Here is a 21914-nt window from a genome sequence, read left to right as displayed (position 1 = left end):
GATCGCGAGGTGGCTACACTGCTTCTGAACTGGGGTGTCGTCCGAGGGGAGCGGGAAGTGCACGCGGAGAACAGGCACCAGGCGATCCTGCGCAAGCTGCGGGAAGAAGGCTCTCTGCGGGTCAGCGATTTCGCGGCCGAGCTGGGCGTCTCCCCGGTCACGGTCCGCCGGGACGTGGAGATCCTCGCCGACCGCGGCCTCGTCGCCCGCGTGCACGGCGGGGCGATGCTCCCCGACACCTGGGCGGAGACCGCCCCCACCGGAACGGCCCCCGGCGCCAGGGCCTCTGGCGCCGGAACCCCTGGCGCCGGGGCCGCTGGCCGGCAACGTGTCATCGGCCTGATCGTGCCGTCCGCCGACTACTACTACCCCGAGGTGATCAAGGGGGCGCGAGAGGCCGCTGCCGCACACAACCTCCGCCTGGTACTGGACATTTCGGGGTACGACGCGGGAGAGGAGCGCACGCAGGTCGAGCGGATGATCGGCGACGGGGTCGACGGGCTCCTGGTGGTTCCGTCGGGGCCGCGCGGCTGGTACGAAGAACTTCCCGTCCCTGTCGTGATCGTGGAGCGCCGACCCGAGGCCGACGAGGTGGCCGGGATCGACCACGTCCTGTCCGACCACGTCCATGGGGCGCGGCTGGCCGTGCGGCATCTTGCCGAGGCGGGCCGCCGTCACCTCGTGCTGCTCGTACGGGGGACGAGCCCGACCGCGCAATGGATCATCGAGGGCTTCGAGGCCGGGGTGCGTGCGGCCGGGCTCGAAGCGCCCCGTACGACCTCCGTCCTGGACCTCGGCGACGCGGGCCACGGCAGCCCGGAGTACGACACCCCGGTCGAGGCGCTCCTCGACGCCGCGGCGGAGGGCCGCGTCGACGCGGTCATCGCCCACCCCGACAACGAGGCGCTCGCGCTGCTCAGGCGATTGCGCGCACGGTCGATCCCGGTCCCGGGCAAGGTCGCGATCGTGTCGTACGACGACGAAGTGGCGGGGCTCGCCGACATCCCGCTGAGTGCCATCGCCCCCGCGAAGCGCGAAGTCGGCGCAGCCGCAGTGGAGTTGGTGGTACGTCGACTCGACCAGCCGGACGCTCCCCGGCACCGGCTCTTCGTCCTGCCGCAGCTACGGGCGCGCTCGTCCAGCGGCGGCTGAGCCGCCCGCGGGCCTCCTGGGCTCAAGCCGGGAGGCCGAGCGGCTGGTCCGTACGCGCGGCCGATGACGGGTGGCGTGGGACGGGCGAGCGCCACGAGCTCCTCCGGCGTCCACGGGAGGCCGGTTTCCTGGATCGTGGCGGTCACCCTCGTATCCGGCCTCCCGCCCGCCTGGGCCTTCACCGCGACCGCCCTGACCGCGGCGGTGAGGCTTTCGAGGCAGGCCGTCCCTACAGGCCCAGACCCTGTGACCCTTACGACTGCTTCGCTATGTCCTGGACCTGCTGGTCGATTTCCTCCAGCACCGCCTTCGGGTCGGCCGACGGCGCGACGGCCTTGCCGATGTTCCGCTTGATGGTGTTGCTGACCTGCAGCCAGGACGGCTCGTTGACCGGGTAGAGCTCGGCACCGCGCAGTGCGTTCAGGAACTGCGCGCTGCTTCGGTCCGCCGCCGCGTCCTTGGAGGCTTGGGTCGCGGACACCGTCGAGGGCAGCAGGTGATAACGCCCGGCGAATTCATTGAGGTTCTTGTCCTCGTAGACGAATTCCAAGAAGGAGCCCACCAGTTCACGATTGCCGTCGTGCTTGAAGGCCATCATCCAGTCCGCGACGCCCGCCGACGGCAAGGCCCGCCGGTCTCTCAGCGTGTCCGACACCGGCATGCTCAGGGTGCCGACCTTCATGCCCTTCGCCCTCGCCTCGTGGAGGAGCGAGGGGTAGCCGTTGAGCATGCCGACCTCGCCGCGCAGAAAGGCGGCGAAGGCATCCTGCCGGTTGAGCTCGGCCGGCGGAACCGGGCCGGTCAGGCCCGGCGCGACCAGATTGTCCTTGATCCAACGGAACGTCTGCGTGTTCTGCTCGGATGCGATGCTGTAGCCGCCGCTGTTGCCGGCGTACCCCCCGCCGTTGCTCAGTTCCCAGATCAGGGCTTCGGCGTGCGCTTCCTCGGGGCCGAGCGGCAGGGCGTACGGATAGAGCACGCCGTCCTGCTTCAGTGCCTTGGCCGCCCTCTTCAGGTCCGACCATGTCTTCGGCGGCTTCGCTTCGGCCTTGTCGAACAGCTCCTGGTTGTAGAAGAGCAGCCGGCTGCTGGCGACGAAGGGCAAGCCGTAGAGGGTGTTGTCCACCGACCCGGCCTCCGCGAGCGGCGGCAGGAAGTTCACCTCTGCCCTGACGGACAGCAGCTCACTGGCGGCGTAAAGGCGGCCCTGTGCGGCGAAGTCGGAATACGCGCCCATCAGTGCCACGTCCGGGGCGTTGCCCTCCTCGACCATGCGGGTGACCTCGCGATCGACGTCGGCCCACGGATAGATCGTCACCTCGATCTTCGTGCCGGGGTGGGCGGCGGTGAAGGCAGCGGTCAGTTTGTCCCAGTACGCCTTGGAGCTGTTCGTCGAGCTGTTGCCGTATTCGGCGGCCACCAGACGCAGTGTCGTCCCGTCGCCGCTCACGGACGAGCCGCAAGCGGTGACGAGGGAGCCCAGTAGTCCGAGTGCGGCCACGGAGGCGGTCGCGCCGAAGAGTCTTGGTCGCACGGAATTTCCTCTGGATCATTTTTTGGACAGTGCGTCCGGAATTCTCTCCTGGCTCGGGACGCTTTTCGCCCCCTGCTCAGAGGTTGTGGCCATTGCTCCAACTGCGCCGGTTGTGACTGGTGTTTTCCGATATGCCATCGCCGATTCTGACGCGCGTAGAACCTTCCACGGTGTCCCACATGGCTCCCGGATGGAGCATTGACGAAGGGATGACCGAAGGGCGCGGTTCTGTTTGAGCCGGTTGAAGCAGTGTGCGATCACGTTCCGTCGCCGGTAGGCGGCCGGTCGAGCCGGCACTGCGCTTCGCCTCGGCTGACGCGTCCGTTGATCTGGTCCATCCGCTCCGGGATCGTGCGGGCGCCGCCGCGCCGCCGGAGGTACGCCCGGATCTTCAGGGGCTGAGTAGCACTCGTAGGCGACTCCGCGAAGGCGAGTGGGCGGCCCCGGCCGGCGCAGGCCACGTGGATCTTGCTGGCCAGCCCACCCCGTGACCGGCCGAGCGCCTCGCCTTCCTGCCCCCTTTCGGGCGCTCCGGCTCACTGGCATCGAAACCGAAGCCGTTCAGGGCTACCGGGTGGCCGGCCGCGTCACGGTGGCCGGCACCTCCGATGTCGTCGCCGCCCTACCGTGGACACTTTTGGCGGGGAGGCCTGAGGTCCGCTCAACTCGGGCTGGCCTGAGCGCAATTCGGCCAACTGGCGGAGCGGAGATCCCTTGTGGCGAACTCTCCTATCCCTCGGGGATATGTGTGCCAGGCTCTCCACCGAGACGCCGGAGGGTGACGGGGAGTTGGGGATATGGAGCTGACGGTCGGGGTGGCGGACCCTGGGGAGACGGCTGCCCTGCGGGACTTCTTCCGGTGGCTGCGGAACGAGGAGGAGCCGCCGGGCGAGGCCCGGCTCAGCTCGGTACCCGTACCGGGCACCATGAGCGGCGGACTCGACGTCATCGACCTGGTGCTCACGCACTCCACCGGCATGGCGGGCCTGGCACTCGCGTTCGCCGGATGGCGCAGGGCGCGCCGGAACCGTGCCGTCTTCACCGTCACCAGGGCCTCCGACGGGCTGTCCGTCACGGTGGAGGACGGCTCGGAGGAAACGGTACGGAGGCTGCTCCAGGCACTGGTCCCCGAACCGACCGTCGCCCCTGCCACCGAGCCGCAGCCCGACCACCGGACGGCCCCGCCATCCGGTGCGTCCGTGGCCGGAACATCCGACCCCGGTACGGCGGTGCCCGGAACATCCGTCCCAGGAACGTCCCGGCCCGGAGACGGGGCGACGCCGGAGGTCCGATAGCCGTGGAACTGGCAGACCCGCACGGCTCGTACGCCGTCCTCGTCGGTTCGACGCGGTACGACAGCACAGACCTGGAGGACCTCCCGGCGGTGGCCGAAAACCTCCGGGACCTCGGACGGCTGCTCGAGGACCCGGGCGTCTGGGGGCTGCCGCCGGAGCGCTGCATCCGCGTGGTCGACCCCGACTCCCCGCAGGTCTTCCTCGACGCCGTACGCGAGGCGGCCCAGCGGGCCACGGACACCCTCCTCTTCTACTTCGCCGGGCACGGACTGACACCTCTGGACGAGGACGGGCTGCTGCTCGCCCTGCCCTCCACCGACCCCGACCGCGCGTATTCGGCGGTCGACTACGCACGCGTTCGCCGCGAGGTCCTGGGAACGGGACCGAGGGTCAACCGCGTCGTGATCCTCGACTGCTGCTACAGCGGCAAGGCGTTCGAGGGCGCCATGAGCGGGCCGGTGAGCGACTCGGTGAGCGACTCGGTGACGATGGCGGAGCAGGCCAGGATCGCCGGCACGTACCTGCTCACCGCGTGCGCGGCCAACACGCGGGCGCTGGCCGCACCTGGTGAGACACACACCGCCTTCACCGGCGAACTGATCCGTCTGCTCGACCAGGGGTTGCCCGGAGCCGGGCCCCTCATCGGTGCGACGGACGTCTACGACCACCTTGTCGGCGAGCTCCGGGCCAAAGGACGCCCGACACCGCAGCAACGCCTCGGCAACACCGGACGGACCCTCTCCTTCGCCCGCAACCGCCACGGCCGCCCCGGCAGGCGCGACCCCTCCGGCGCCGGTCCGGGGCTCGCCGGTCCGGGGTTCCCCGGTCCGGGATCCGCCGCGTGGGGGTCCGTCGCGCAGGGGGCCGCAGGGTCGGCCGCATCCGTGCCCGTCGTACCGGAAGGCCTGCACGAGGTCCTGCGCCGCCCGCCCCGGGCCATCGCCGAGCGCGCCGCGTACCTCCATACGACGGACCGAGCCACGGGCCGTGAACTCCTGAGGCTCGCCGCCCTCACCCGCCCCGCGCAGGAGGCGGCGGCGCTCGCCTGCGTGCTGCGCGAGGAAGGCAGCGCGGACGCGGCCGACACGGTCCTGGCCACGGTCGCCGAGGAACGGTCGCCGCTCGACCTCGCCGCGATCGTCCCCACGCTCCGTGCGCTGGACGACGACGAAGCCGTCGCACGACTGCTGCCCGCCATCGCCGAGCGACGCGGCCCCGAGGACGTCGCGAGCACCATCCGGATTCTGCACGAGGACTCCGCCGGCCACGGCAGCCGCCCGGACGCCGACGCACTGCTGACAGCGGCGATGGCCACGCTCGACACCACCGAAGCGGTGCTCGGTCTGGCCGGCGCCCTGTGGTCGGCACAGCTCGACGACCACGCCACGCTCGTCCTGCGCGCACCGTCGGTCTCGTCCCCGGAGGAGACGTCCCGGCTGGCGGACGCCCTGCACTCCATCGGCCGTACCGCGGAGGCACTCGCCCTCCACCGGCAGATCTACAAGTTCATCGCTCGGGACCCCGCCGAGGTGGTGCGGCTGGTCCGCATCCTGGAGCAGGTTGGAGAGGCGTCCGAAGCGCACGGCCTTCTGCACCAGGCCATGCGCGCCACCACGACTCTCGCGCAGATCATGGTGCTCTGCGAGGCCCTGTGGACCGCCGGCATGGGGGAGCACGCCCAGGACGCCCTGGCCGGCTACGCCCGCGTGCTGAGCGCGCGAGGCGTCATCGCCTTCGCCGCCTTGCTGCAGGGCCAAGGGCACGACGACGCCGTCCTCCACCTCCTCGGACACGCGGCGCGGTCCCAACCGGTGTCCCATACCCCGGACATCGTCGAGGCCCTCCGCTCGATGGGCCGCCCCCTGGACGCACGCAGCCTCCTGACCGACGCGGCGAAGCGCCGCACCCCTGAGGAGATCGGCGAACTCCTGGCGCTCCTCGCCGCCCGCGACCACGCCCACGTACGGGACGCGCTCCCGCCGGAACCGCTGCGGATCGCCCAGGTGATCCACCACGGGCACGCGTCCGGCACACCGGTCCAGGAGCTGATCGAAGGACTGCGCCGGCTTCCCGAACCCGAGTTCGCCGAGGTACTCGTCACGCTTCCCAAGCACGGCCTGGGCGACGTCGTCGACCTGCTGATACGGCACGTGGTGCAGACGGCCCCCGAGAAGGCGCAGCGGTACCTGCGGCACGTGGCGGACTTCGGCACGGCACTCGACCGGACGGTCCTGCAGGCGAAACTCAGGTCGGCAGGTGCGCCGGTGGGCCCGGTTCGCGCCGAGACGATCGCGGCTCTCCTGGGACGGGAGGGGCCAGACCCCTCCCTCGATGAGCGGGTCGCGGTGATCACAGCCCTGTGCGAGGCGGGCCTCACCGAACCCGTCGCGGACCTCCTGGCGACCTCCGCCAGGCTCATGCCGATCCCACAGGTGGTCGCACTCCTCAGCGCGCTGGACGCGGCAGGGCTCACAGCCGTCGCCCGTGCCATCGTCGACGGCGCCGGCTGGATGTTCCCCGACCTGTACCGGGAATTCGTCGGTGCCCTCGCCGACGCCGGCCTACGAGCCCTCGCAACGTACGCCCTCCAGTCCGCGCCGCCCCGGCTGACCGCCGCTCAACGCCAGGAGCTGTCTGAAGTCCTGGGCCTCCCAGCCCCCGCCCTCCCAGCCCCCGCCCTCCCGGACAACCGCCCTGACGAGCCGCCCCCACCTCCCCGCCCAAGACTCGACCGCTGGCGCCGCCGCTGACACGCCGGATCACAGCCTTCTGCGACACGCTTCCGAAGGTGAACCTGCCCAAGGACGCTCGAAACGCCTCCGCGGGTCCGGGTGGAGGGTTCGTCCTACCGCTCTGGGTAGTCGGGTTCCTGGGCACGCTTGGCAGCTTGCAGGGCGTCACCGTGCTGCTGCCACGTGGCGGCTTCGTCCGGCCGGCCGAGGATCTTGAGGACGTAGGCCCGGTGCCAGGCGCCGGCTGGTTCGCCTGCTTCCGCGAGTTGTTTCCAGCACTCCGCGGCTTCCTCCAGGCGGCCCTGCCTCAGGAGGAAGTCACCCAGCGACTCGCGGGCGGACAGGCCGATGCGGCCGGACTCTCGTATCGCTCTGCGGTACCAGTGTTCCGCTTCCGCGGCCCGTCCCATCTCGTCGAGGAGGTGAGCGAGGTTGGACGGCGCCCACGGATCGCCCGTTTCCACGGCTTTCCGGAGCCAGAACTCGCTCTCCTCCTCGTCCGCCGCGTATACATGCATGCTCTGGATCGCCGGGATCCAGCCTGCCTGGGCGGCGCGCCTGCACCAGGACGCCGCCTTGAGGCTGTGGGCCTTGCCGTGCGGGGCCGTGTTCACTGCCCGGTCATGGTGGACGCTCGTCAGGGAGTACATCGCTTCGGCACCACCGGCCTCCGCGGCGGCGAGCAGCCACTTCTCGGCCGGAGCGTTGCCTTGGCTGCCGGTTTGGTAGAGGTACTGTCCGAGCTGTTTCATCGCGGCTACGTCGCCGGCTTCAGCGGCCGGCTCGACCCACGGCTCCAACGGCTCCGGACGCTTGGGTATCGCCACCTGGTCTCCCTCTCGACCTCGTCCCCCTGGATGCCCGGGACTTCACTGACCGCAGTATCCCAACCGGCTGCGGGCGCGGGCCTCCGCCGAGCAGGCGCATCTCGTCGCGGTCGGTCCGGACCCAGGCCGTACCCCCGGCAACCGCAGCCATCGTCGGCATAGGTACCGGGGGCGGCCGTCCGCCGCCCTTCGGCAGCGAACGGCCCGGGTCACTCACTCGGCCGCAGACAGCTCCGCGTCGATCTCCACGGCCGAACGCAGCCGTACGGCCCGGCCGAACAGGTCCCGAACTTCGGGGCATTGTCCGTAGGGATACCGGATGTGCCAGTGCGTGACGACGTACTCCAAGAGTTCGTAGCGACCCGCATGGGCGATCGTCGACGCGGCCAGCAGGCTCTGCCGAACACCGAGGCGCGTGGTCGGCGGGTCCTGGTAGTTGTCCTTCCGTACGGTCATCATGGCCTGCATCGCCAGCACCGGCTCGCCGGAGGTGTAGAAGTGCGGGTTGCCGGTCCACCTCGGCAGCTCGGCGCCGGAGTCGGGGGTCCAGTCGGCGAATTCGGCCCGCAGTCCGGGCAGTACCGGTACGGGCAGCTCACGCGGACCGAAGGGACGTCCCGCCAGCACGGCGCTGATCACAGCGGCGTCCTGGCTGCTTTCCCAGGTGAACTCCCGGCGGACCAGGCATGCGTTGAGCCAGGGATCGTCCTGGGCGAGCAGCGCCGGGATGATGATGTTTGTGCGCCGGCGGCTGAGGTCCGGGCTGCCAGGCTTCTCGATCGGAGGCCGCACACGGGGGGCGATCAGCAGCGCCTCCCACACGTGGCGGTGACCGTGAGCAGCCAGGGCCCGCAGCGTGCCCGGGCTCACGCTGGTGCGGGCCAGTACGACGCGGGTTGGCACGTCGAGGCTGCCCACGGCGGCGTCGATGACATCACCAGGAGCGAGACCGAGCAGGGTGGCCGGCCCTCCGTGGAGGAAGGCGGCCCGGCCCGGCTCGAAGGGCAGCTCTGCCGGCGCGGCGTCGAGCAGTTCGGGAAGCGTTCCCTCGAAGCCGGAGGCGAGCAGGCGCACGGCGTTCACCCAGGGTCCGGGGGACCCGCCCAGCTTCTCGCGCACCAGGTCGGCCGCGGGGTCCAGCTCCGGGCCCACGAGGAAGTCGGCGGCGGGCACCACGCCGAGAGGCGCACCGCCCCCGGACAACCGGACAGCGGTGCGCAGCAACTGCGGTAGCGGACCCGAGAAGTACCCGGTGAGGCGCCGCAGTGCCATCCACAGCCCCGCCTCGGCCACCGGAAGACCCCGAGCTTCCGCTCGCCCACCACGCGGGCCGCTCGGGCTCCCGAGCCCGAGCCCGGGTCCGGGTCCGGGGCCGGTGCCCGACGCGCGGAAGGCCGCCGGGGACGCATGTGCGCGACCCCGCACGGCAGTTGAAGGGAAGAGGTCGGCGCGCACTCGCACCGGTCCGGTGCGGAACCGGCGTTCAAGTATCTGACTTTGCCGTCGGCCAGAACCTTGTCAGCGGAACTCACGGCACCCTATTGTCTGCCGACGGAAAGCGCTTTCTACGCTTGTGATCGTCCCGGCGGAGGCGACCGTCGCGGCACCGTGCGCGACTTCTCCGCGCAATGAGTCGCCACGGATCCCGGCATCCGGCACAGAGCTCCACCCAGGCTGTCGACGTGTCAGGACCTGCCCGGAGGCAGGTCGGCAGGCGCGGTCGGCCCGCTCGGCACGACCACGGCACGCAGCACACCACCCGGTACTCGAAGACGCATGCCCATGACGCATGTCGAAGACGAATGGGGACGAGAATGAGACGACCAGTCGCACTGCGACTCAGCGCCGCGCTGGCCACGGCGGCCCTCGCGGCAACGGCCGGAGCGGTTCTGACGATGCCCGAGGCGTCGGCGGCGACCGGCGGCGCCACCGGCTACGCGACCCAGAACGGCGGGACCACCGGCGGAGCGGGCGGCCAGACCGTGCGTGCCACCACGGGGACCGCGATCCACGCGGCGCTGTGCGGCCGGGCGAGCAGCAGCACCCCCATCGTCATCGAGGTCGAGGGGACCATCAACCACGGCAACACCGCGAAGGTGTCGGGCAGCAGCTGCAACACCGCCGACGGCGTGATCGAGCTCAAGCAGATCAGCAACGTCACGATCGTCGGCGTCGGCGGCGGAGCGGTCTTCGACCAGCTGGGCATTCACATCCGTGACTCCAGCAACATCATCATCCAGAACGTGACCGTCCGGAACGTCAAGAAGTCGGGCTCGCCCCTCTCCAACGGTGGTGACGCCATCGGGATGGAGAGCACCGTCCGCAACGTCTGGGTCGATCACACCACCCTGGAGGCGTCGGGCGGCGAGGCGGAGGGGTTCGACGGCCTGTTCGACATGAAGGACAACACCCAGTACGTGACGCTGTCCTACAGCATCCTGCGCAACTCCGGCCGCGGTGGTCTCGTCGGATCCAGTGAGAGCGACCTCGCGAACAGCTTCATCACGTACCACCACAACCTGTACGAGAACATCGACTCGCGCGCGCCCCTGCTGCGTGGCGGCATCGCCCACGTCTACAACAACCACTACGTGAGCCTGAACGAGTCCGGCATCAACTCCCGTGCCGGGGCCCGCGCCAAGGTGGACAGCAACTACTTCGAGGACTCCAAGGACGTCCTCGGCACCTTCTACACCGACGCGGCCGGATACTGGCAGGTCAGCGGCAACATCTTCGACAACGTGACATGGTCGAGCCCGGGCACCGACAACAACCCCGCCGGTCCGAACCCGCAGTCCAACACGACGGTCGCCATCCCCTACTCCTACAGCCTCGACAACGCCAGTTGTGTGCCGGCGGTCGTGAGCCAGACGGCAGGCGCCGGCAAGGGCCTGCGGGTGTCGGACGGCAGCTGCTCCCCGCAGACGCCGGCGCCCACCACTCCGGCACCCACCACTCCCGCGCCGACGCCGACCACTCCCACGCCGACCACGCCGGCACCGACCCAGCCCGCCGGGACCAACCTCAGCATCGGTGCCGGCTCCGACGGCTCCAGCAAGGCCGACGGCACGAGCTACGGCAACGTGCGGGACGGTGACCTGAGTACCTACTGGTCGCCTGCCGGTGCGACCGGTTCCATCTCGATCAAGTGGGGCTCGGCCACCGCCGTGTCCAGGATCAACATCCGGGAGGCGTCAGGGTCCGCCGGCGGCATCGGGTCCTGGAGGGTCGTCAACGCCGACACCGGCGCGGTCCTGACCTCCGGCAGCGGGGCGGGTGCGATCACCTTCGCCCGGACCTCGCTCGAGAAGATCACCTTCGAGATCACCGGTTCTACCGGCGTACCGAAGGTCGCCGAGTTCGAGACCTACGCGGAGTAGCCGCCGATCACTCACCATCCGGAGGGGCGGAGGCCTTCGCCAGCCCGTCCAGCCACCCGGCTGGCAGCTCCACGCGGTCCCACTCCGCCCGCAGCGCGGTCTCCGGGCCGTGGCGAACTCGTCGACCCGTCCGGCGTATCCGGCCCGTTCCGCGGAGGACGTTCTCCGCCACCTCGGGTCCAAGGTCGGAGAGGCGGGTGAGCCCGCAGCGCAGCGGGTTCACCGCCACCTTCGCCCGCTCCACGTCCACCCCCCCGACCGGGGGGTGGACGTGCGCCGTTTCCCTCGGTAGAGGTACGGCTCGGCCGGGTGCGGCTGATACTGAACGACGAACGAGGGTCCAGCGACCTTCCAGAGCCCGCGGCCCCGGGTGGGGTGGGACGGGGCACCGGCCTCGACGCCGCCCAGGCCGCTGGACAGCTTCCACTGGGCCTGCGTGCGCATCAGGAGGTTGGGTGGCGCGTCAGCCTCCATACCTCGTCGTAGACCACCCGGCGCCGGCCGCCGTTCGGGTCGGCGAGGGCGGCCTCCATCCCTGCGGAGACGCAGGTCATGGCCAGGACGAGGGCCGTGTCGTCGCTGCCGCCCGGGCGGGAGAGGTCGACGGTGAGCATGGGCCGGTGCGGGGCGAATGCCGTGATGGAGGCTGCGTCGAACATGCCTGCCAGGTCGCCGAAGTCCAGCCGTCGCATGGCATGGGCGAGGTCGCGGGCCGCGTTACCGAGGCGCCCGGCCGGCAGTCCGCCGGCCAGTTCGAAGCCGGGGCCGCCGGCCAGGGCGGGCGCGATGTCGCCGAGCGGCGGGCCTCGGCCCGTGGAGGCCGCTGGGGTGACGGCGGTGTCGAGCGCGACGTCGAGGACGGTGTGCGCCATCGGCGGCAAGTCGCGACCGAGCACGGTGCGGGCCAGGGACCCCGCCCGCGCAATCCGTCTCCCTGATGGCTGAGGGCGGCCGGGGACCGCATCGAGGGGGTTGAGCCTGCCGGGCAGTCCGCGGCCGAGAGCGACGGACTCGCCGCCCAAGGCCATGGCGACGGCCGTCCTTGCCGATGTGGGTGCCGTCGGCGCCCAGTCCGCCTTCGGCGAGAATGGGGCAGGCGGCGGAGGCGACGGCGGTGGTCATGCGGTGGGCCGGGAGCTTCGGGCGGCTGCCGCGGTCGGAGGCGTGGCCGGGCCGTCCGGCGGACGGATGGAGCGGAGCGGGGAAGAGGCCTTCGGTGGACCGTTGCTCGGAAACCGGTGCCCGGCGGCGCTGCGGGCGCGAGCTTCGGCGCGGGCGGTCCGCTCGCGCAGGGCACGGTGCTGGGCCCGGTCGATGCCGTGTGCGGTGAACAGGGGGTCGCGCCGGCGCGACGGTGGGACACGGGTCGCGTCCGGTCGAGGGAGGTCAGGACGCGAGGTCTGCGGGGGTCGTCTTGCGCCGTACGGCATGCACGGCTGCCAAGTGGCGCCGGCAGATGGTCAGGACCGGTGGTCCTTCGGGAAGCCGCTCGGGGTGGCACTCGCCGTCGTCCGAGAAGCCGGGTAGCAGCGGGAAGGCGGCGTGGACGGAGTCGGCGGCCGGCCACCGCGACCCTTTGATCCCCATGCTCGTGCCCAGGCCGAACAGCACCAGATGGCCACCGAGGTGAACTCGGCGATGAAGTCCGTGCCGAACGTGGCCTACTTCAAGATGTCCAGCACGGGGAGACTCTGATCCACGGCTCGCCGTGCTTGTTGACGATCGCGACTCCGCCCGTCGTGCCCTCCGCCAGTGCCTGCTCGAAGCGATCGAGCGAGGTGCGGAGCCTGCCTTGCAGGGCGGCGATGAGCTCGCCGCCGCCGTCGTGCGGCTGCGGCTGTTCCTGCGGCTGCGGCGAATGTACGAAGCGTGAGGGAGGCGGGAGCAGCGAGGCCGGACGGGTGGCCCCGCTGCCCCCGCCTCCGGTCAGCAGAGCCGGCCCGCGCCCGCGCGGTGGTCGACGACGCCCGGAACGGCCCGCGGGTCGTCGACCCGGGTGCGCAGCGTCGGCGTCCAGCCGGCGCCGTCACGCAGGATCTCGTCGGGGAACTCCGCGTTGTGGACGGCGAGAAGGTCGACGGGCCTGCCGTTGACGAGATTGCCCGCGGTCGTGACCGGGGCGTCCTTCCACTTCTTGAGGATCGTGCCCACGCCGACGCCCGCCGGCACGGTGAACGCGTTCTTCTCGGCGACGAGCTGGGACTCCTGGCCGACGCCGAGGCTGTACGCGTACCCGGACGCGGGCACCACGAAGTGGTTGTTGTACGCGTCGACCTGGCCGAAGCGGACCCGCGGCGCCCGCTCGATCACGTTCTTGAAGAGGTTGTGGTGCAGGGTGACCCGCAGCTTGCCGCGGTCGGTGGCGCCCGCGCTGTCGCTGTTGCCGATCATCAGGGTCTTGTCGTGGTCGGCGAACACGTTCCAGGACGCGGTGACCAGGTCGGCACCGCGCACGATGTCCAGCTCGCCGTCGTGCTGCTGGTACACCTCGCCGTAGTACGACGGGAGCGAGGAGTCCGGGTGGGCACCGTCGGTGAAGGTGTTGTGGTCGATCCAGACATGCGTGGAGCCGTACACCACCATGCTGTCGTACTCGGAGTTCCAGGCGCCCGTCGCGCCGTCCGTCGGGTCCCACTGCGGGAAGCAGTCGAGGGGGCTCTCCACGGTCAGATTGCGGATCACGACGTTGTCGACGCCCTGGATCTGCACGCTCCCGCCGACGATTCCGGCTCCCTTGCCGACGCCGACGACAGTCGTGTTGGCGGGGACGTACGCCTTGATCGCCTTGCCCTGCGCCTGCGCGGAGGCCGCCCGCAGGTCCTCCTGCGGGCCGCTCACCACGGTGTCGAGGCCCCATACGGCCGGGTCGTAGTCGGCGAGGTAGCGGCCGAAGTCGTAGCCGGGGGCCTCGAACGCCGAGCAGCCCGCGGCGGTCGCGTTCAGCGTCCCCCTGACCTTGACGATCCTCGGCTCGGTGCCCGGGACGGCGAGCGCGGCCCGGAACTCCTCCCAGGTGGTGACGGTGAAGACCCGGGAGGCGACGGCCTTGGCGCCACCACTGGTCCCCGTGCCCTCCGAGGCCCAGCCGTCCCCGGCGGGCAGGGTCTGGCGGGCGGGATCGGACGCGGAACGGGCGGCGGCCACCGGGCTCGTGAGGCTCAGGACGAGCGCGGTCGCGCCCACCAGCCAGAGACTCTTGTGTCGGTTCAAGGTCAGTTCTCCTCGGCATCGGGCCAGGTGATCCACTCGGTGGGGATCTCCTCGTCGAGACGGCGGGTGTCGCGCGGCGCGAGCACCCGGTTGCGCAGCAGCTCGGCCGCGACGAGCCGCGCCACGGCGATGGCGCCGGGCGGATTGAAGTGGGTGTTGTCCTGCTCGGTCGCGGTCCAGTTGAAGTACGTCGTGGTCGCCTCGGGACCGAGCTTCTGCCACAGCGCCAGGGACAGTTCCTGGACGTCGAGCAGGGCGACGCCCTCGGCACGGGCCATCTGCCGCATCGCGGCCGGGTACTCCCCGTGGGTCCGCAGGGCCGTGCCGTCGGCGTCGAACCTCCGCCGCTCGACGGAGGTGGCGAGTACGGGCAGCGCCCCGTGCTCCCGCGCCCCGTCGACGTACCGGCGCAGATTGTCCTGGTAGCTGGTCCAGGGCTCGGTGTAGCGGGTCGGGTCGGTGACCTTCTGGTCGTTGTGGCCGAACTGGATCAGCAACAGGTCGCCCGGCCGGATCACCGCCAGGATCGCGTCCAGCCGGCCCTCGTCGAGGAAACTCCTCGTACTGCGGCCGTTGATCGCGTGGTTGGCGACCGAGAGGTCCCTGCGGAGGAAGAAGGGGAGCGCCATGGCCCAACCGGTCTCGGGTGCGGCGTCGGCGTACTTCTGGGCGGCGGTGGAGTCGCCGGCGATGTGGAGCGTGCGCATGCGGTGGGGTCCTCGGGCGGAGGGGTGTCCTCGGGTGAAGCGGGGGAAGGCCGCCGCGGCGGGGGCCGCGCCCAGGGCGAGCGCGAGGCCCGTCCCGGCCGCGACCACCTGACGGCGGGTGAGTCCGGACGTCACTTCTTCCGTGACTTCCACTCGGCCTGCGCCGTGTTGAGCTGCTCGGCCAGGCCGTCCAGGAACTCCTTGGCGGAGGACTTGCCGAGCAGCACCTTCTGGAAGGCGGGCTCGTTGTCCGCCTTGGAGATGGTGTTCCAGTCGGGCAGGTAGTAGGGCAGCTGCACGATGGTGGCCTCGCCGCTGAAGAGCACCTCGGCGGCGAGCTTCGTGGGCTCGGCCTGCTGGATCCAGGCGTCCTTCGCCGCCTCGGTGTTGGCCGGGATGGCACCGGCCGACTCGTTCCACTTGCTGTTGGACTGGTGCGAGGCGGCGAACTCGATGAACTTCCAGGCCGCCGCCTTGTTCTTGCTGGAGGAGAACAGCCCGAGTCCGTCGACCGGGTTGGACACCTGGACCCTGGTGCCGTCGTCCGTGGTCGGGTTGGGGATGCCGCGGAACTTCTCGGTGCCCAGGGCCTTCACATGGTCCTTGTACGAGCCCAGGTTGTGATTGAGCATGCCGATCTCGCCGCTGTCCCACTGGGCGACCATCTTGGTGAAGTCGTTGTTGACGTCGGCCGCGGGCGTGTTCTTCTTGAAGAGACCGACGTACTTCTCCAGGGCGGCCACGTTCTTCGGGTCGTTGACCGTGGTCGTGTCGCCGTTCCAGAAGCCGGTGATGCCGCTCTGGCCGTACATGGCGTCCAGCGCCTGCGCGATGGAGCCCGCGCCGCCGCGGATGGTGTAACCGAACCGGTTCTTGTCCTTGGCCGTCAGCTTGTCGGCGGCCGCGTAGAACGCCGACCAGGTGGTGGGCTCGTCCAGACCGGCCGTCTTGAACAGGTCGGTGCGGTAGTAGAGGACGCCGTTGCTCGCGGAGGTGGGAACGGTGAACAGCTTGTCCTGGCCACCCGCCGACTTCACGCTGTCGACCATGCCCGCGTTCAGCTTGTCCTTCAGCGCGCTCGACCCGATCCGGGCGTCGAGCGGCTCCAGGGCGTCCTGCGCGGCGATCCCCGCGAGCATGGCGGCCCCTACGCCGCCGACGTCCGGCAGGCCGCCGCCCTGGATGGCGGTGTCGTACTTGGACTGCACCTCGGTCGAGGCGATCCCGACGTACGTCACCTTGATGTCGGGGTTCGCCGTCTCGAAGTCCTTGATGATCTCCTTCCAGACGTCGGTGCGGACACCGCCGTTGTTGTCCCAGAAGGTGATCTCTCCCTTGCCCGACCCCTCATTGCCCTTGTCACCCGCGGCGCCGCTGCCGTCGTCGCCACAGGCGGTGACGGTCAGCGCGAGGACGGTGGTCAGGGCGAGGGCACTGGCGGCTCTGCGCCGCCCGCTGCGGAAGATGGTCATCGTCGGCTCTCTTCTCTCGGGTCACTCGGGGGGATGTCGCTCGGGGTGATGCGGAACGTGGTGAAGTCGGCCGTACCGGCGGGGCCCGTGCCCGTCGGAGCGGCGGCGAACAGGCCGATCAGCGCGCCGACCCAGCGCCAGGGTGTGGCGGCGAAGACCTGACCGGAGCGGGTCAAGCCCGCACCGGTGTCGTACGAGAACCGGCAGCGGGCTTCCGCGCCGATCTCGATCCTCAGCCGGGCCCGGCCCTCGGGCGCGGGCCGGCCGAAGGCCGCGTCCCTCTCCCGGTCGGCCGAGACCGGCGCGAAGCGGTGCACAAGCCGGACGGTCCCGTCCGCCTTGCGCCGCAGCCCGATCCAGGAGTACGCGTCGCCCAGCATCGCCAGCCCCGCCCGGGCGCCGGGCTCCTCACTGTCCAGGCGCAGTTCGACCTCGACGACACATGGGTGGGCCGGCAGACGCTGCGTGAGGACGTGCGGCAGCCGGCGGATGTCGTCGATCTCCTCCGTACGGCCGCAGCCGAGCCGCAGACCGTCGGCGGAGTGTCGCGTCGTCCAGCCGTCGCGGGGATTGGCGGTCCACTGCCACTGCCTGCCGAACCGGCCGCCGGGGAAGTCGTCGTCGGTGGCGGGAGCCGACGGTGGCTGGAGCGGCAGCGCGGGCTTGGGGTGGACGAGGACGGGAGCGCCCTCGTCGCCGAGTACCGGCCAGCCGTCGCCGCCCCAGCGCAGCGGCTGGAGATGGACGACCCGGCCGTACGCCCCGCGCTCCTGGAAGTGCAGGAACCAGTCCTCGCCCCGCCCGGTGCGGACCCAGCCGCCCTGGTGCGGCCCGTTGACGTCCGTACCGCCCTGCTCCAGGACGACCCGCTCCTCGTACGGGCCGAAGAAGGACCGGGAGCGGAAGGCGCCCTGCCATCCGGTGCTCACGCCCCCGGCGGGGGCGAAGATCCAGAACCAGCCGTCGTGCCGGTAGAGCTTGGGGCCTTCCAGGGTGAACCAGCCCGGGAGGAGATCGCCGTCGACGATCGTCCTTCCCTCGTCGAGGAGTTCGGTGCCGTCGGAGCTCATCCGGTGCCCGGTGAGACGGTTGTTGATGCCCGAGCGGGATTTGGCGAAGGCGTGGACGAGGTAGGCCTGGCCCGTCGACTCGTCCCACAGGGGGCAGGCGTCGATCAGGCCGCGGCCCGCCTTCACCAGATGCGGGGTGCTCCATTCTCCGCGTACGGAGGGGGAGTTGGTCTGCCAGATCCCGTGGTCCGGGTCGCCCCAGAAGATCCAGAACCGGCCGTCGTGGTGGCGCAGCGAGGGCGCCCACACCCCGCGGTCGTGCTGCGGTGTGGCGAACGAGGCCGCCGGGAGCAGCCGCTCGAGGGCGTGGCCGACCAGCGTCCAGTTGACCAGGTCACGGGAGTGCAGGATCGGCAGTCCGGGCGCCCGGCCGAAGCTGGACGCCGTGAGGTAGAAGTCCTCGCCGACCCGCACGACGTCCGGGTCGGACCAGTCCGCCGCCAGGACGGGGTTGCGGTACGTCCCGTTCCCCAGGTCGCCGCTGCGCAGGGTGGCTTCTCCCAGGTCGTCGTCGCGTACGGTTCCTCGCGCGGGGATCCCGGTGCGTCCGGTCGGGCTCATGTCGTCGCCACCGCCTCGCGCACCAGCGCCGCGGCCCTGCCCCGGTCGAGGCGGCCGTCGGCGACCACGGTGACCACACGGCGTACCACCGTCCCGCCGGCGGCGGCGCTCAGCCGCCCGTCGGCGGCGAGCGAGGAACCGACCCCCGGGTACGCGGCGGCCCGCACGAACCACGGGTCCCGGCGCGTCTCCTCGCTCGCCCCGGCGAAGACCAGCGTCCAGCCCCGCCCCGCGAGCGCCACCCAGTCCGCCCGCGCGCCGTGCACCGACGACTCGCCGTCCGCATCCGGGCCGAAGACCTCCGGCACCGCCTCCGACCGAGGCGCGCGCCAGAAGAAACCGCCGTACGCAGCCCCCGCCCGGCCGTTGGTCGCCGGGCTGCCGAAGGAGAGTTCCGCGCCCGAGACGTTGGTCAGCGAGAAGGACAGGTCCAGCGCCCAGGCGGTGTCGTCGAGCGCCGTGGCCGTGACCGTCCGGCGTTCCCGCAGGAGGACGCGATCGCAGGCGACCCAGGCCAGCTCCGCCACGAAACCGTCCGGTTGCTGGGACAGGAACCCCTCGTGGCGCTGGACACCGTGGTTGCTCAGCACGGTCGGACCCAGGCCCCGGACGAAGGTGCGCCCGCCCCAGAAGTTGAACCCCGCGACATCCGGCACGGCGACCCCGGCCCCGAGGTGGTGCGGATGGTCCGCGGACAGCTCCTCGGTCACCGCAATGCCCGCCAGGGTGCGGACGGGATGCAGATAGGGACGGGGGGCATGGCCGGGAGCGAGCTCAGGGTGCAGGACGTACCGGGCGACCGTGCGGCCCGCGCAGCACAGCGGCGTGGGGGGATTCATCGGCATTCCGCCTTCGTGGACCGGGCCCAGGGGGCGGCGAGCTCGGAGTAGAGGCTGAGGGTGTCGGCGCTGGCCGCGACCAGCCCGTCGACGCCCGGCACCACGCGGCGCGGGCCCTTCTCGCCGGGCACGGTGTACCAGTCGTCGGCCGGGATCTCCCGCGGGTCGGGCGCCAGCCGGACGGCCTCCACGACCCGCATGAACGCACCGGTCGCATCCGGCGGCACGAGCAGCGCGGTGCCGTCGGTGAGATGGGCGACCAGGTTCTCCAGCAGGTCGGTCCGCCCGTGGGCGGACTCCTCCGGGCCGTGCCCGGCCCGCTGGAGCAGCACGCGGTCCTGCTTGTACCAGAAGGTGATCCGGCCCCGGGTCCCGTGCACGATCACGTACGGCTCCGAGGCCCGCTCCGCGCAGAGCGTCGCGGCCACGGTGACCCGGGTGCCGAGGCTGGTGAGGACGCGTACGCAGGAGGTGTCGTCGCACTCGACGGCGTTGGCGCGCAGCAGCTCCGTCTCGATGTGCTCCACGTCCTCGGCGCGTGTGGCGCCGTCGAGGGCGAGCGCGGTGGCGACCGCGTGGGCGAGCGGATTGGTGAGGGCGCCGTCGACGACGTCGACACCGCCGAGGCGCCGCCGGCCGGCCCAGGGAGCGCGACGGAAGTACGCCTCCTCGCGCACCCAGGCGCCGGCCCCGCCGACCCCCAGGAGTTCGCCGATCGCCCCCTCCGCGATCAGCCGGCGGATCGCCGGCACGGCGTGCGAGCCGAGGGACTGGAAGCCGATCTGACAGGCCACCCCCGCCGCGGCCACCCCGTCCGCCAGCCGCCGGAACTCGGCGTAGGACGGAGCCGGAGGCTTCTCCAGGAGCAGATGGGCCCCGTGGCGGGCGGCGGTCAGGGCCAGGTCGGTGTGGGTCTGGATAGGGGTGCAGACGACCGCGATCCGGGCGCCCGTCGAGGCGAGGAGCGCACCGAAGTCGTCCGACTGCTCGGGTGCACCGAAGCCCTCCAGTTCCGCGGCGTCCAGCGGCCGCAGCTCGCAGATCCCGGCGAGCCGCACCAGGCCGAGGCGTTCGAGCCGGCGGATGTTCACCAGGTGGGAGCGGCCGTGCCCGCGGGCGCCCGCCAGAACGACGGGGAAGGGTTCACGAGTGGTGACGGGCACGGTGGAGGGTACGGTGGCCGGCACGCTGCCGGGTTCGGTGATCATCCCTTCACCGCCCCTGCGCTGAAGCCTGTGACCAGCCACTTCTGGATGAAGCCGAACACGATCACCACGGGCAGAGCCGCGATCACACCGCCGGCGGCGAGCGCTCCGAGATCCACACTGTCCGCGCCCATCAGGGTGTTGAGGCCGACCGGGATGGTCTGCTTCTCCTGGCTGCTGAGGAACATGAGCGCGAAGAGGAAGTGGTTCCAGGAGTGGACGAAGGCGAACGAGCCGACGGCCACCAGACCCGGGCGCAGCAGTGGCAGTACCACGATGCGGAAGGCGCTGAATCGGCTGCAGCCGTCGACCCAGGCGGCCTCCTCCAGGGAGTACGGCACGTTCCTGATGAACCCGCTGATCAGGATCATCGACAGCGGCAGCTGGAAGACGGTCTCCGCGATGATGACGCTGCCCAGCGAGTTGATCATGCTGAGGTTGGCGAAGATCTGGAACAGCGGTACGAGCAGGAGGGCGCCCGGGACGAACTGGGAGCAGAGCAGGGCCAGCATGAAGCCCTTCTTGATCCGGAAGTCGAACCGGGCCAGCGCGTAGCCGCCGGCGAGGGCGACCACCGTGGTCATGACCAGCGTCGCCAGGCCGATGAGCAGGCTGTTCTGGAAGAAGGTGCCGAAGGCACGCTCGGTCCACACCTTCTCGAAGTGCGCGGTCGTCATCGGCCACGGCAGGAGCGAGGTGGAACCCGCCGGGCGGACCGCGAAGAGCAGGATCCAGTAGAAGGGGATCAGCGTGAAGAGCAGATAGAGGCCGAGCGGCAGGTATATCTGCCAGCGAGGGGCCTCGTCCCAGGCGCGCCGTCGCTTGCGACTCCCGGTCGGAGGGATACGGGTCGGAGGGGTACGGGTCGGGGCCGCGGCGTCCGTGCCCGCCTCGGTGGCCGGCGCCGCCGGCGCCGTGGACGTGGTGTCCTGGGCCATCACTTGCTCTCGCCTCCGAACTTGCTCAGGCGCAGATAGACCATCGAGCAGAAGAGAAGGATCACGAACGCCACCGTCGTCAGGGCGGAGGCGTAACCGAAGTTGTGGGCGTCGACACTGGTGTTGGCGATGTAGAGGGGGAGCGTCGTCGTCTCGCCTGCGGGACCGCCGCCCGTCAGGGTGTAGAGCAGGTCCACGTTGTTGAACTCCCACACCGCGCGCAGCAGAGTGGAGAGGATGATCGCGTCCTTCAGGTGCGGCAGCGTGATGTGGACGAACTGCCGTATCCGGCCCGCCCCGTCGACCTCGGCCGCCTCGTACAGATCCTTCGGTACGGACTGGAGGTCGGCGAGGATGAGGATCGCGAAGAACGGCACCCCGCGCCACAGATCGGCGACCACCACCGCGGAGAAGACCGTGGACGTGTCGGACAGCCAGGACGTTCCGTACTCGCCGATGCCCATGTCGGCGAGGTAGCGGGTGATGCCCGTCTGCGAGTTGTAGAGCAGGACCCAGATGGCCGAGGTGAGGACCCCGGACACCGCCCACGGGGAGAAGACAAGGGCCCGGCCCAGCGCCCGTCCGACGAAGGTCTGGTTGACGATCAGGGCGAGGGCGAGTCCGAAGAGGAGCTGCAGGGTGACCTCGACGGCGACCCACTTCAGGCTGAAGGTCAGCGTTCCCCAGAAGTGCGGGTCGTCGGTGAAGATCCGGGTGAAGTTGTCGAAGCCCGCGAAGCCGTTCCGCCAGGGTTTCGTCGGGTTGTAGTGCTGCAGGCTGTAGTAGAAGACGCTGAGCACGGGGTAGGCGATGAAGCCCAGCATCAGCAGTGCGGCGGGGGCGATGAGCAGATACGGCAGACGGCGTGGTGTCGCTCCCGTGCGGCGGCGACGCGCGGGAGCCCGGGGTGTCGCGGGTGGCGAGGGTGCCGGGGGCGGCGGGGTCATGGCTGTGGCCATGGCGGCGGCTCCGTTCTCGGGCGCAAGGCGCTT

General features: G+C 70.9%; 18 protein-coding genes and 3 pseudogenes. 5 read left to right on the top strand and 16 right to left on the bottom strand.

Annotated features, from left to right (window positions below):
• Positions 1-9 precede the first annotated feature (9 nt).
• On the top strand, positions 10-1152 hold the full coding sequence (locus Q5762_RS01055) for a substrate-binding domain-containing protein (RefSeq protein WP_315889949.1): 1143 nt from the start codon (positions 10-12) through the stop codon (positions 1150-1152).
• Between the two features lie 253 nt (positions 1153-1405).
• On the opposite strand, the gene Q5762_RS01050 is transcribed toward Q5762_RS01055, so the two are convergent.
• The 3 genes and pseudogenes from Q5762_RS01050 to Q5762_RS01045 form a co-directional block, all read right to left on the bottom strand.
• Complete coding sequence (locus Q5762_RS01050) at positions 1406-2686, bottom strand: extracellular solute-binding protein (protein ID WP_399494147.1); 1281 nt, start codon at positions 2684-2686, stop codon at positions 1406-1408.
• A gap of 216 nt (positions 2687-2902) precedes the next feature.
• A pseudogene (locus Q5762_RS39910) lies at positions 2903-3081 on the bottom strand (IS5/IS1182 family transposase); the annotation flags it as partial.
• A 39-nt stretch (positions 3082-3120) separates the two neighbouring features.
• Positions 3121-3204, bottom strand: a pseudogene (locus Q5762_RS01045) (IS5/IS1182 family transposase); the annotation flags it as partial.
• A 279-nt stretch (positions 3205-3483) separates the two neighbouring features.
• On the opposite strand from Q5762_RS01045, the gene Q5762_RS01040 reads away from it, so the two are divergent.
• Together Q5762_RS01040 and Q5762_RS01035 are read left to right on the top strand one after the other, a co-directional pair.
• Positions 3484-3981 carry an effector-associated constant component EACC1 gene (locus Q5762_RS01040; RefSeq protein ID WP_315889947.1) on the top strand — a complete coding sequence of 166 codons (498 nt, stop codon included), beginning with the start codon at positions 3484-3486 and terminating at the stop codon, positions 3979-3981.
• 2 nt (positions 3982-3983) lie between these two features.
• Positions 3984-6731: a caspase, EACC1-associated type gene (locus Q5762_RS01035; RefSeq protein ID WP_315889946.1), complete on the top strand. Its 2748-nt coding sequence runs from the start codon at positions 3984-3986 to the stop codon at positions 6729-6731.
• Between the two features lie 95 nt (positions 6732-6826).
• On the opposite strand, the gene Q5762_RS01030 is transcribed toward Q5762_RS01035, so the two are convergent.
• Positions 6827-7540 (bottom strand): hypothetical protein, encoded by a 714-nt coding sequence (locus Q5762_RS01030; protein WP_315889945.1) that lies wholly within the window; start codon positions 7538-7540, stop codon positions 6827-6829.
• 213 nt (positions 7541-7753) lie between these two features.
• Positions 7754-8812, bottom strand: a complete 1059-nt coding sequence (locus Q5762_RS01025) for a hypothetical protein (RefSeq protein ID WP_315889944.1) — start codon at positions 8810-8812, stop codon at positions 7754-7756.
• A gap of 542 nt (positions 8813-9354) precedes the next feature.
• On the opposite strand from Q5762_RS01025, the gene Q5762_RS01020 reads away from it, so the two are divergent.
• A complete protein-coding gene (locus Q5762_RS01020; protein ID WP_315889943.1) occupies positions 9355-10920 on the top strand; it encodes a pectate lyase in 1566 nt (521 codons plus the stop codon).
• A 7-nt stretch (positions 10921-10927) separates the two neighbouring features.
• On the opposite strand, the gene Q5762_RS01015 is transcribed toward Q5762_RS01020, so the two are convergent.
• The 3 genes and pseudogenes from Q5762_RS01015 to Q5762_RS01005 form a co-directional block, all read right to left on the bottom strand.
• A complete protein-coding gene (locus Q5762_RS01015) occupies positions 10928-11164 on the bottom strand; it encodes a hypothetical protein (RefSeq protein WP_315889942.1) in 237 nt (78 codons plus the stop codon).
• A pseudogene (locus Q5762_RS01010) lies at positions 11140-12350 on the bottom strand (hypothetical protein). Before Q5762_RS01010 ends, Q5762_RS01015 begins: the two are co-directional and overlap by 25 nt.
• Positions 12307-12507 (bottom strand): DUF6238 family protein, encoded by a 201-nt coding sequence (locus Q5762_RS01005; protein ID WP_399494143.1) that lies wholly within the window; start codon positions 12505-12507, stop codon positions 12307-12309. Before Q5762_RS01005 ends, Q5762_RS01010 begins: the two are co-directional and overlap by 44 nt.
• A 121-nt stretch (positions 12508-12628) precedes the next feature.
• Here Q5762_RS01005 and Q5762_RS01000 point away from each other — a divergent pair, with 121 nt between their 5' ends.
• The gene (locus tag Q5762_RS01000; protein ID WP_315889941.1) at positions 12629-12793 is read left to right on the top strand and encodes a hypothetical protein; all 165 of its coding nucleotides are present in this window, start codon (positions 12629-12631) and stop codon (positions 12791-12793) included.
• A 53-nt stretch (positions 12794-12846) separates the two neighbouring features.
• Here Q5762_RS01000 and Q5762_RS00995 read toward each other — a convergent pair whose 3' ends face one another.
• From Q5762_RS00995 to Q5762_RS00960, 8 genes are read right to left on the bottom strand one after another with little or no spacing between them, the layout of a single operon-like run.
• Positions 12847-14130, bottom strand: coding sequence for a pectate lyase (locus tag Q5762_RS00995; RefSeq protein WP_315889940.1), 1284 nt, complete (start codon positions 14128-14130; stop codon positions 12847-12849).
• Between the two features lie 2 nt (positions 14131-14132).
• Complete coding sequence (locus Q5762_RS00990; protein WP_399494141.1) at positions 14133-14972, bottom strand: rhamnogalacturonan acetylesterase; 840 nt, start codon at positions 14970-14972, stop codon at positions 14133-14135.
• Positions 14969-16309 carry a sugar ABC transporter substrate-binding protein gene (locus Q5762_RS00985; protein WP_315889939.1) on the bottom strand — a complete coding sequence of 447 codons (1341 nt, stop codon included), beginning with the start codon at positions 16307-16309 and terminating at the stop codon, positions 14969-14971. The genes Q5762_RS00990 and Q5762_RS00985 overlap by 4 nt, the downstream gene beginning before the upstream one ends.
• Positions 16306-17940: a family 43 glycosylhydrolase gene (locus tag Q5762_RS00980; protein WP_399494138.1), complete on the bottom strand. Its 1635-nt coding sequence runs from the start codon at positions 17938-17940 to the stop codon at positions 16306-16308. The genes Q5762_RS00985 and Q5762_RS00980 overlap by 4 nt, the downstream gene beginning before the upstream one ends.
• Positions 17937-18785 (bottom strand): PmoA family protein, encoded by an 849-nt coding sequence (locus Q5762_RS00975; RefSeq protein ID WP_399494137.1) that lies wholly within the window; start codon positions 18783-18785, stop codon positions 17937-17939. The genes Q5762_RS00980 and Q5762_RS00975 overlap by 4 nt, the downstream gene beginning before the upstream one ends.
• The gene (locus tag Q5762_RS00970; protein ID WP_315889937.1) at positions 18776-19987 is read right to left on the bottom strand and encodes a Gfo/Idh/MocA family oxidoreductase; all 1212 of its coding nucleotides are present in this window, start codon (positions 19985-19987) and stop codon (positions 18776-18778) included. The genes Q5762_RS00975 and Q5762_RS00970 overlap by 10 nt, the downstream gene beginning before the upstream one ends.
• Positions 19984-20922, bottom strand: coding sequence for a carbohydrate ABC transporter permease (locus tag Q5762_RS00965; RefSeq protein WP_315889936.1), 939 nt, complete (start codon positions 20920-20922; stop codon positions 19984-19986). Before Q5762_RS00965 ends, Q5762_RS00970 begins: the two co-directional genes overlap by 4 nt.
• Positions 20922-21881, bottom strand: coding sequence for a sugar ABC transporter permease (locus Q5762_RS00960; protein WP_315889935.1), 960 nt, complete (start codon positions 21879-21881; stop codon positions 20922-20924). The genes Q5762_RS00965 and Q5762_RS00960 overlap by 1 nt, the downstream gene beginning before the upstream one ends.
• Positions 21882-21914 lie beyond the last annotated feature (33 nt).

Source organism: Streptomyces sp. P9(2023), assembly GCF_032436795.1.
GTDB lineage: Bacteria > Actinomycetota > Actinomycetes > Streptomycetales > Streptomycetaceae > Streptomyces.
Note: the sequence above shows the minus strand (reverse complement) of the source record. Positions and strands in the feature narration are given on the sequence as shown.

Coding starts and splice junctions, on each gene's coding strand:
- Q5762_RS01005 (WP_399494143.1), bottom strand. CDS start 12,507: ATGGGGATCAAAGGGTCGCGGTGGCCGGCCGCCGACTCCGTCCACGCC.
- Q5762_RS00975 (WP_399494137.1), bottom strand. CDS start 18,785: ATGCCGATGAATCCCCCCACGCCGCTGTGCTGCGCGGGCCGCACGGTC.
- Q5762_RS00980 (WP_399494138.1), bottom strand. CDS start 17,940: ATGAGCCCGACCGGACGCACCGGGATCCCCGCGCGAGGAACCGTACGC.
- Q5762_RS00960 (WP_315889935.1), bottom strand. CDS start 21,881: ATGGCCACAGCCATGACCCCGCCGCCCCCGGCACCCTCGCCACCCGCG.
- Q5762_RS01025 (WP_315889944.1), bottom strand. CDS start 8,812: ATGGCACTGCGGCGCCTCACCGGGTACTTCTCGGGTCCGCTACCGCAG.
- Q5762_RS00970 (WP_315889937.1), bottom strand. CDS start 19,987: ATGATCACCGAACCCGGCAGCGTGCCGGCCACCGTACCCTCCACCGTG.
- Q5762_RS00985 (WP_315889939.1), bottom strand. CDS start 16,309: ATGACCATCTTCCGCAGCGGGCGGCGCAGAGCCGCCAGTGCCCTCGCC.
- Q5762_RS00965 (WP_315889936.1), bottom strand. CDS start 20,922: ATGGCCCAGGACACCACGTCCACGGCGCCGGCGGCGCCGGCCACCGAG.
- Q5762_RS01040 (WP_315889947.1), top strand. CDS start 3,484: ATGGAGCTGACGGTCGGGGTGGCGGACCCTGGGGAGACGGCTGCCCTG.
- Q5762_RS01020 (WP_315889943.1), top strand. CDS start 9,355: ATGAGACGACCAGTCGCACTGCGACTCAGCGCCGCGCTGGCCACGGCG.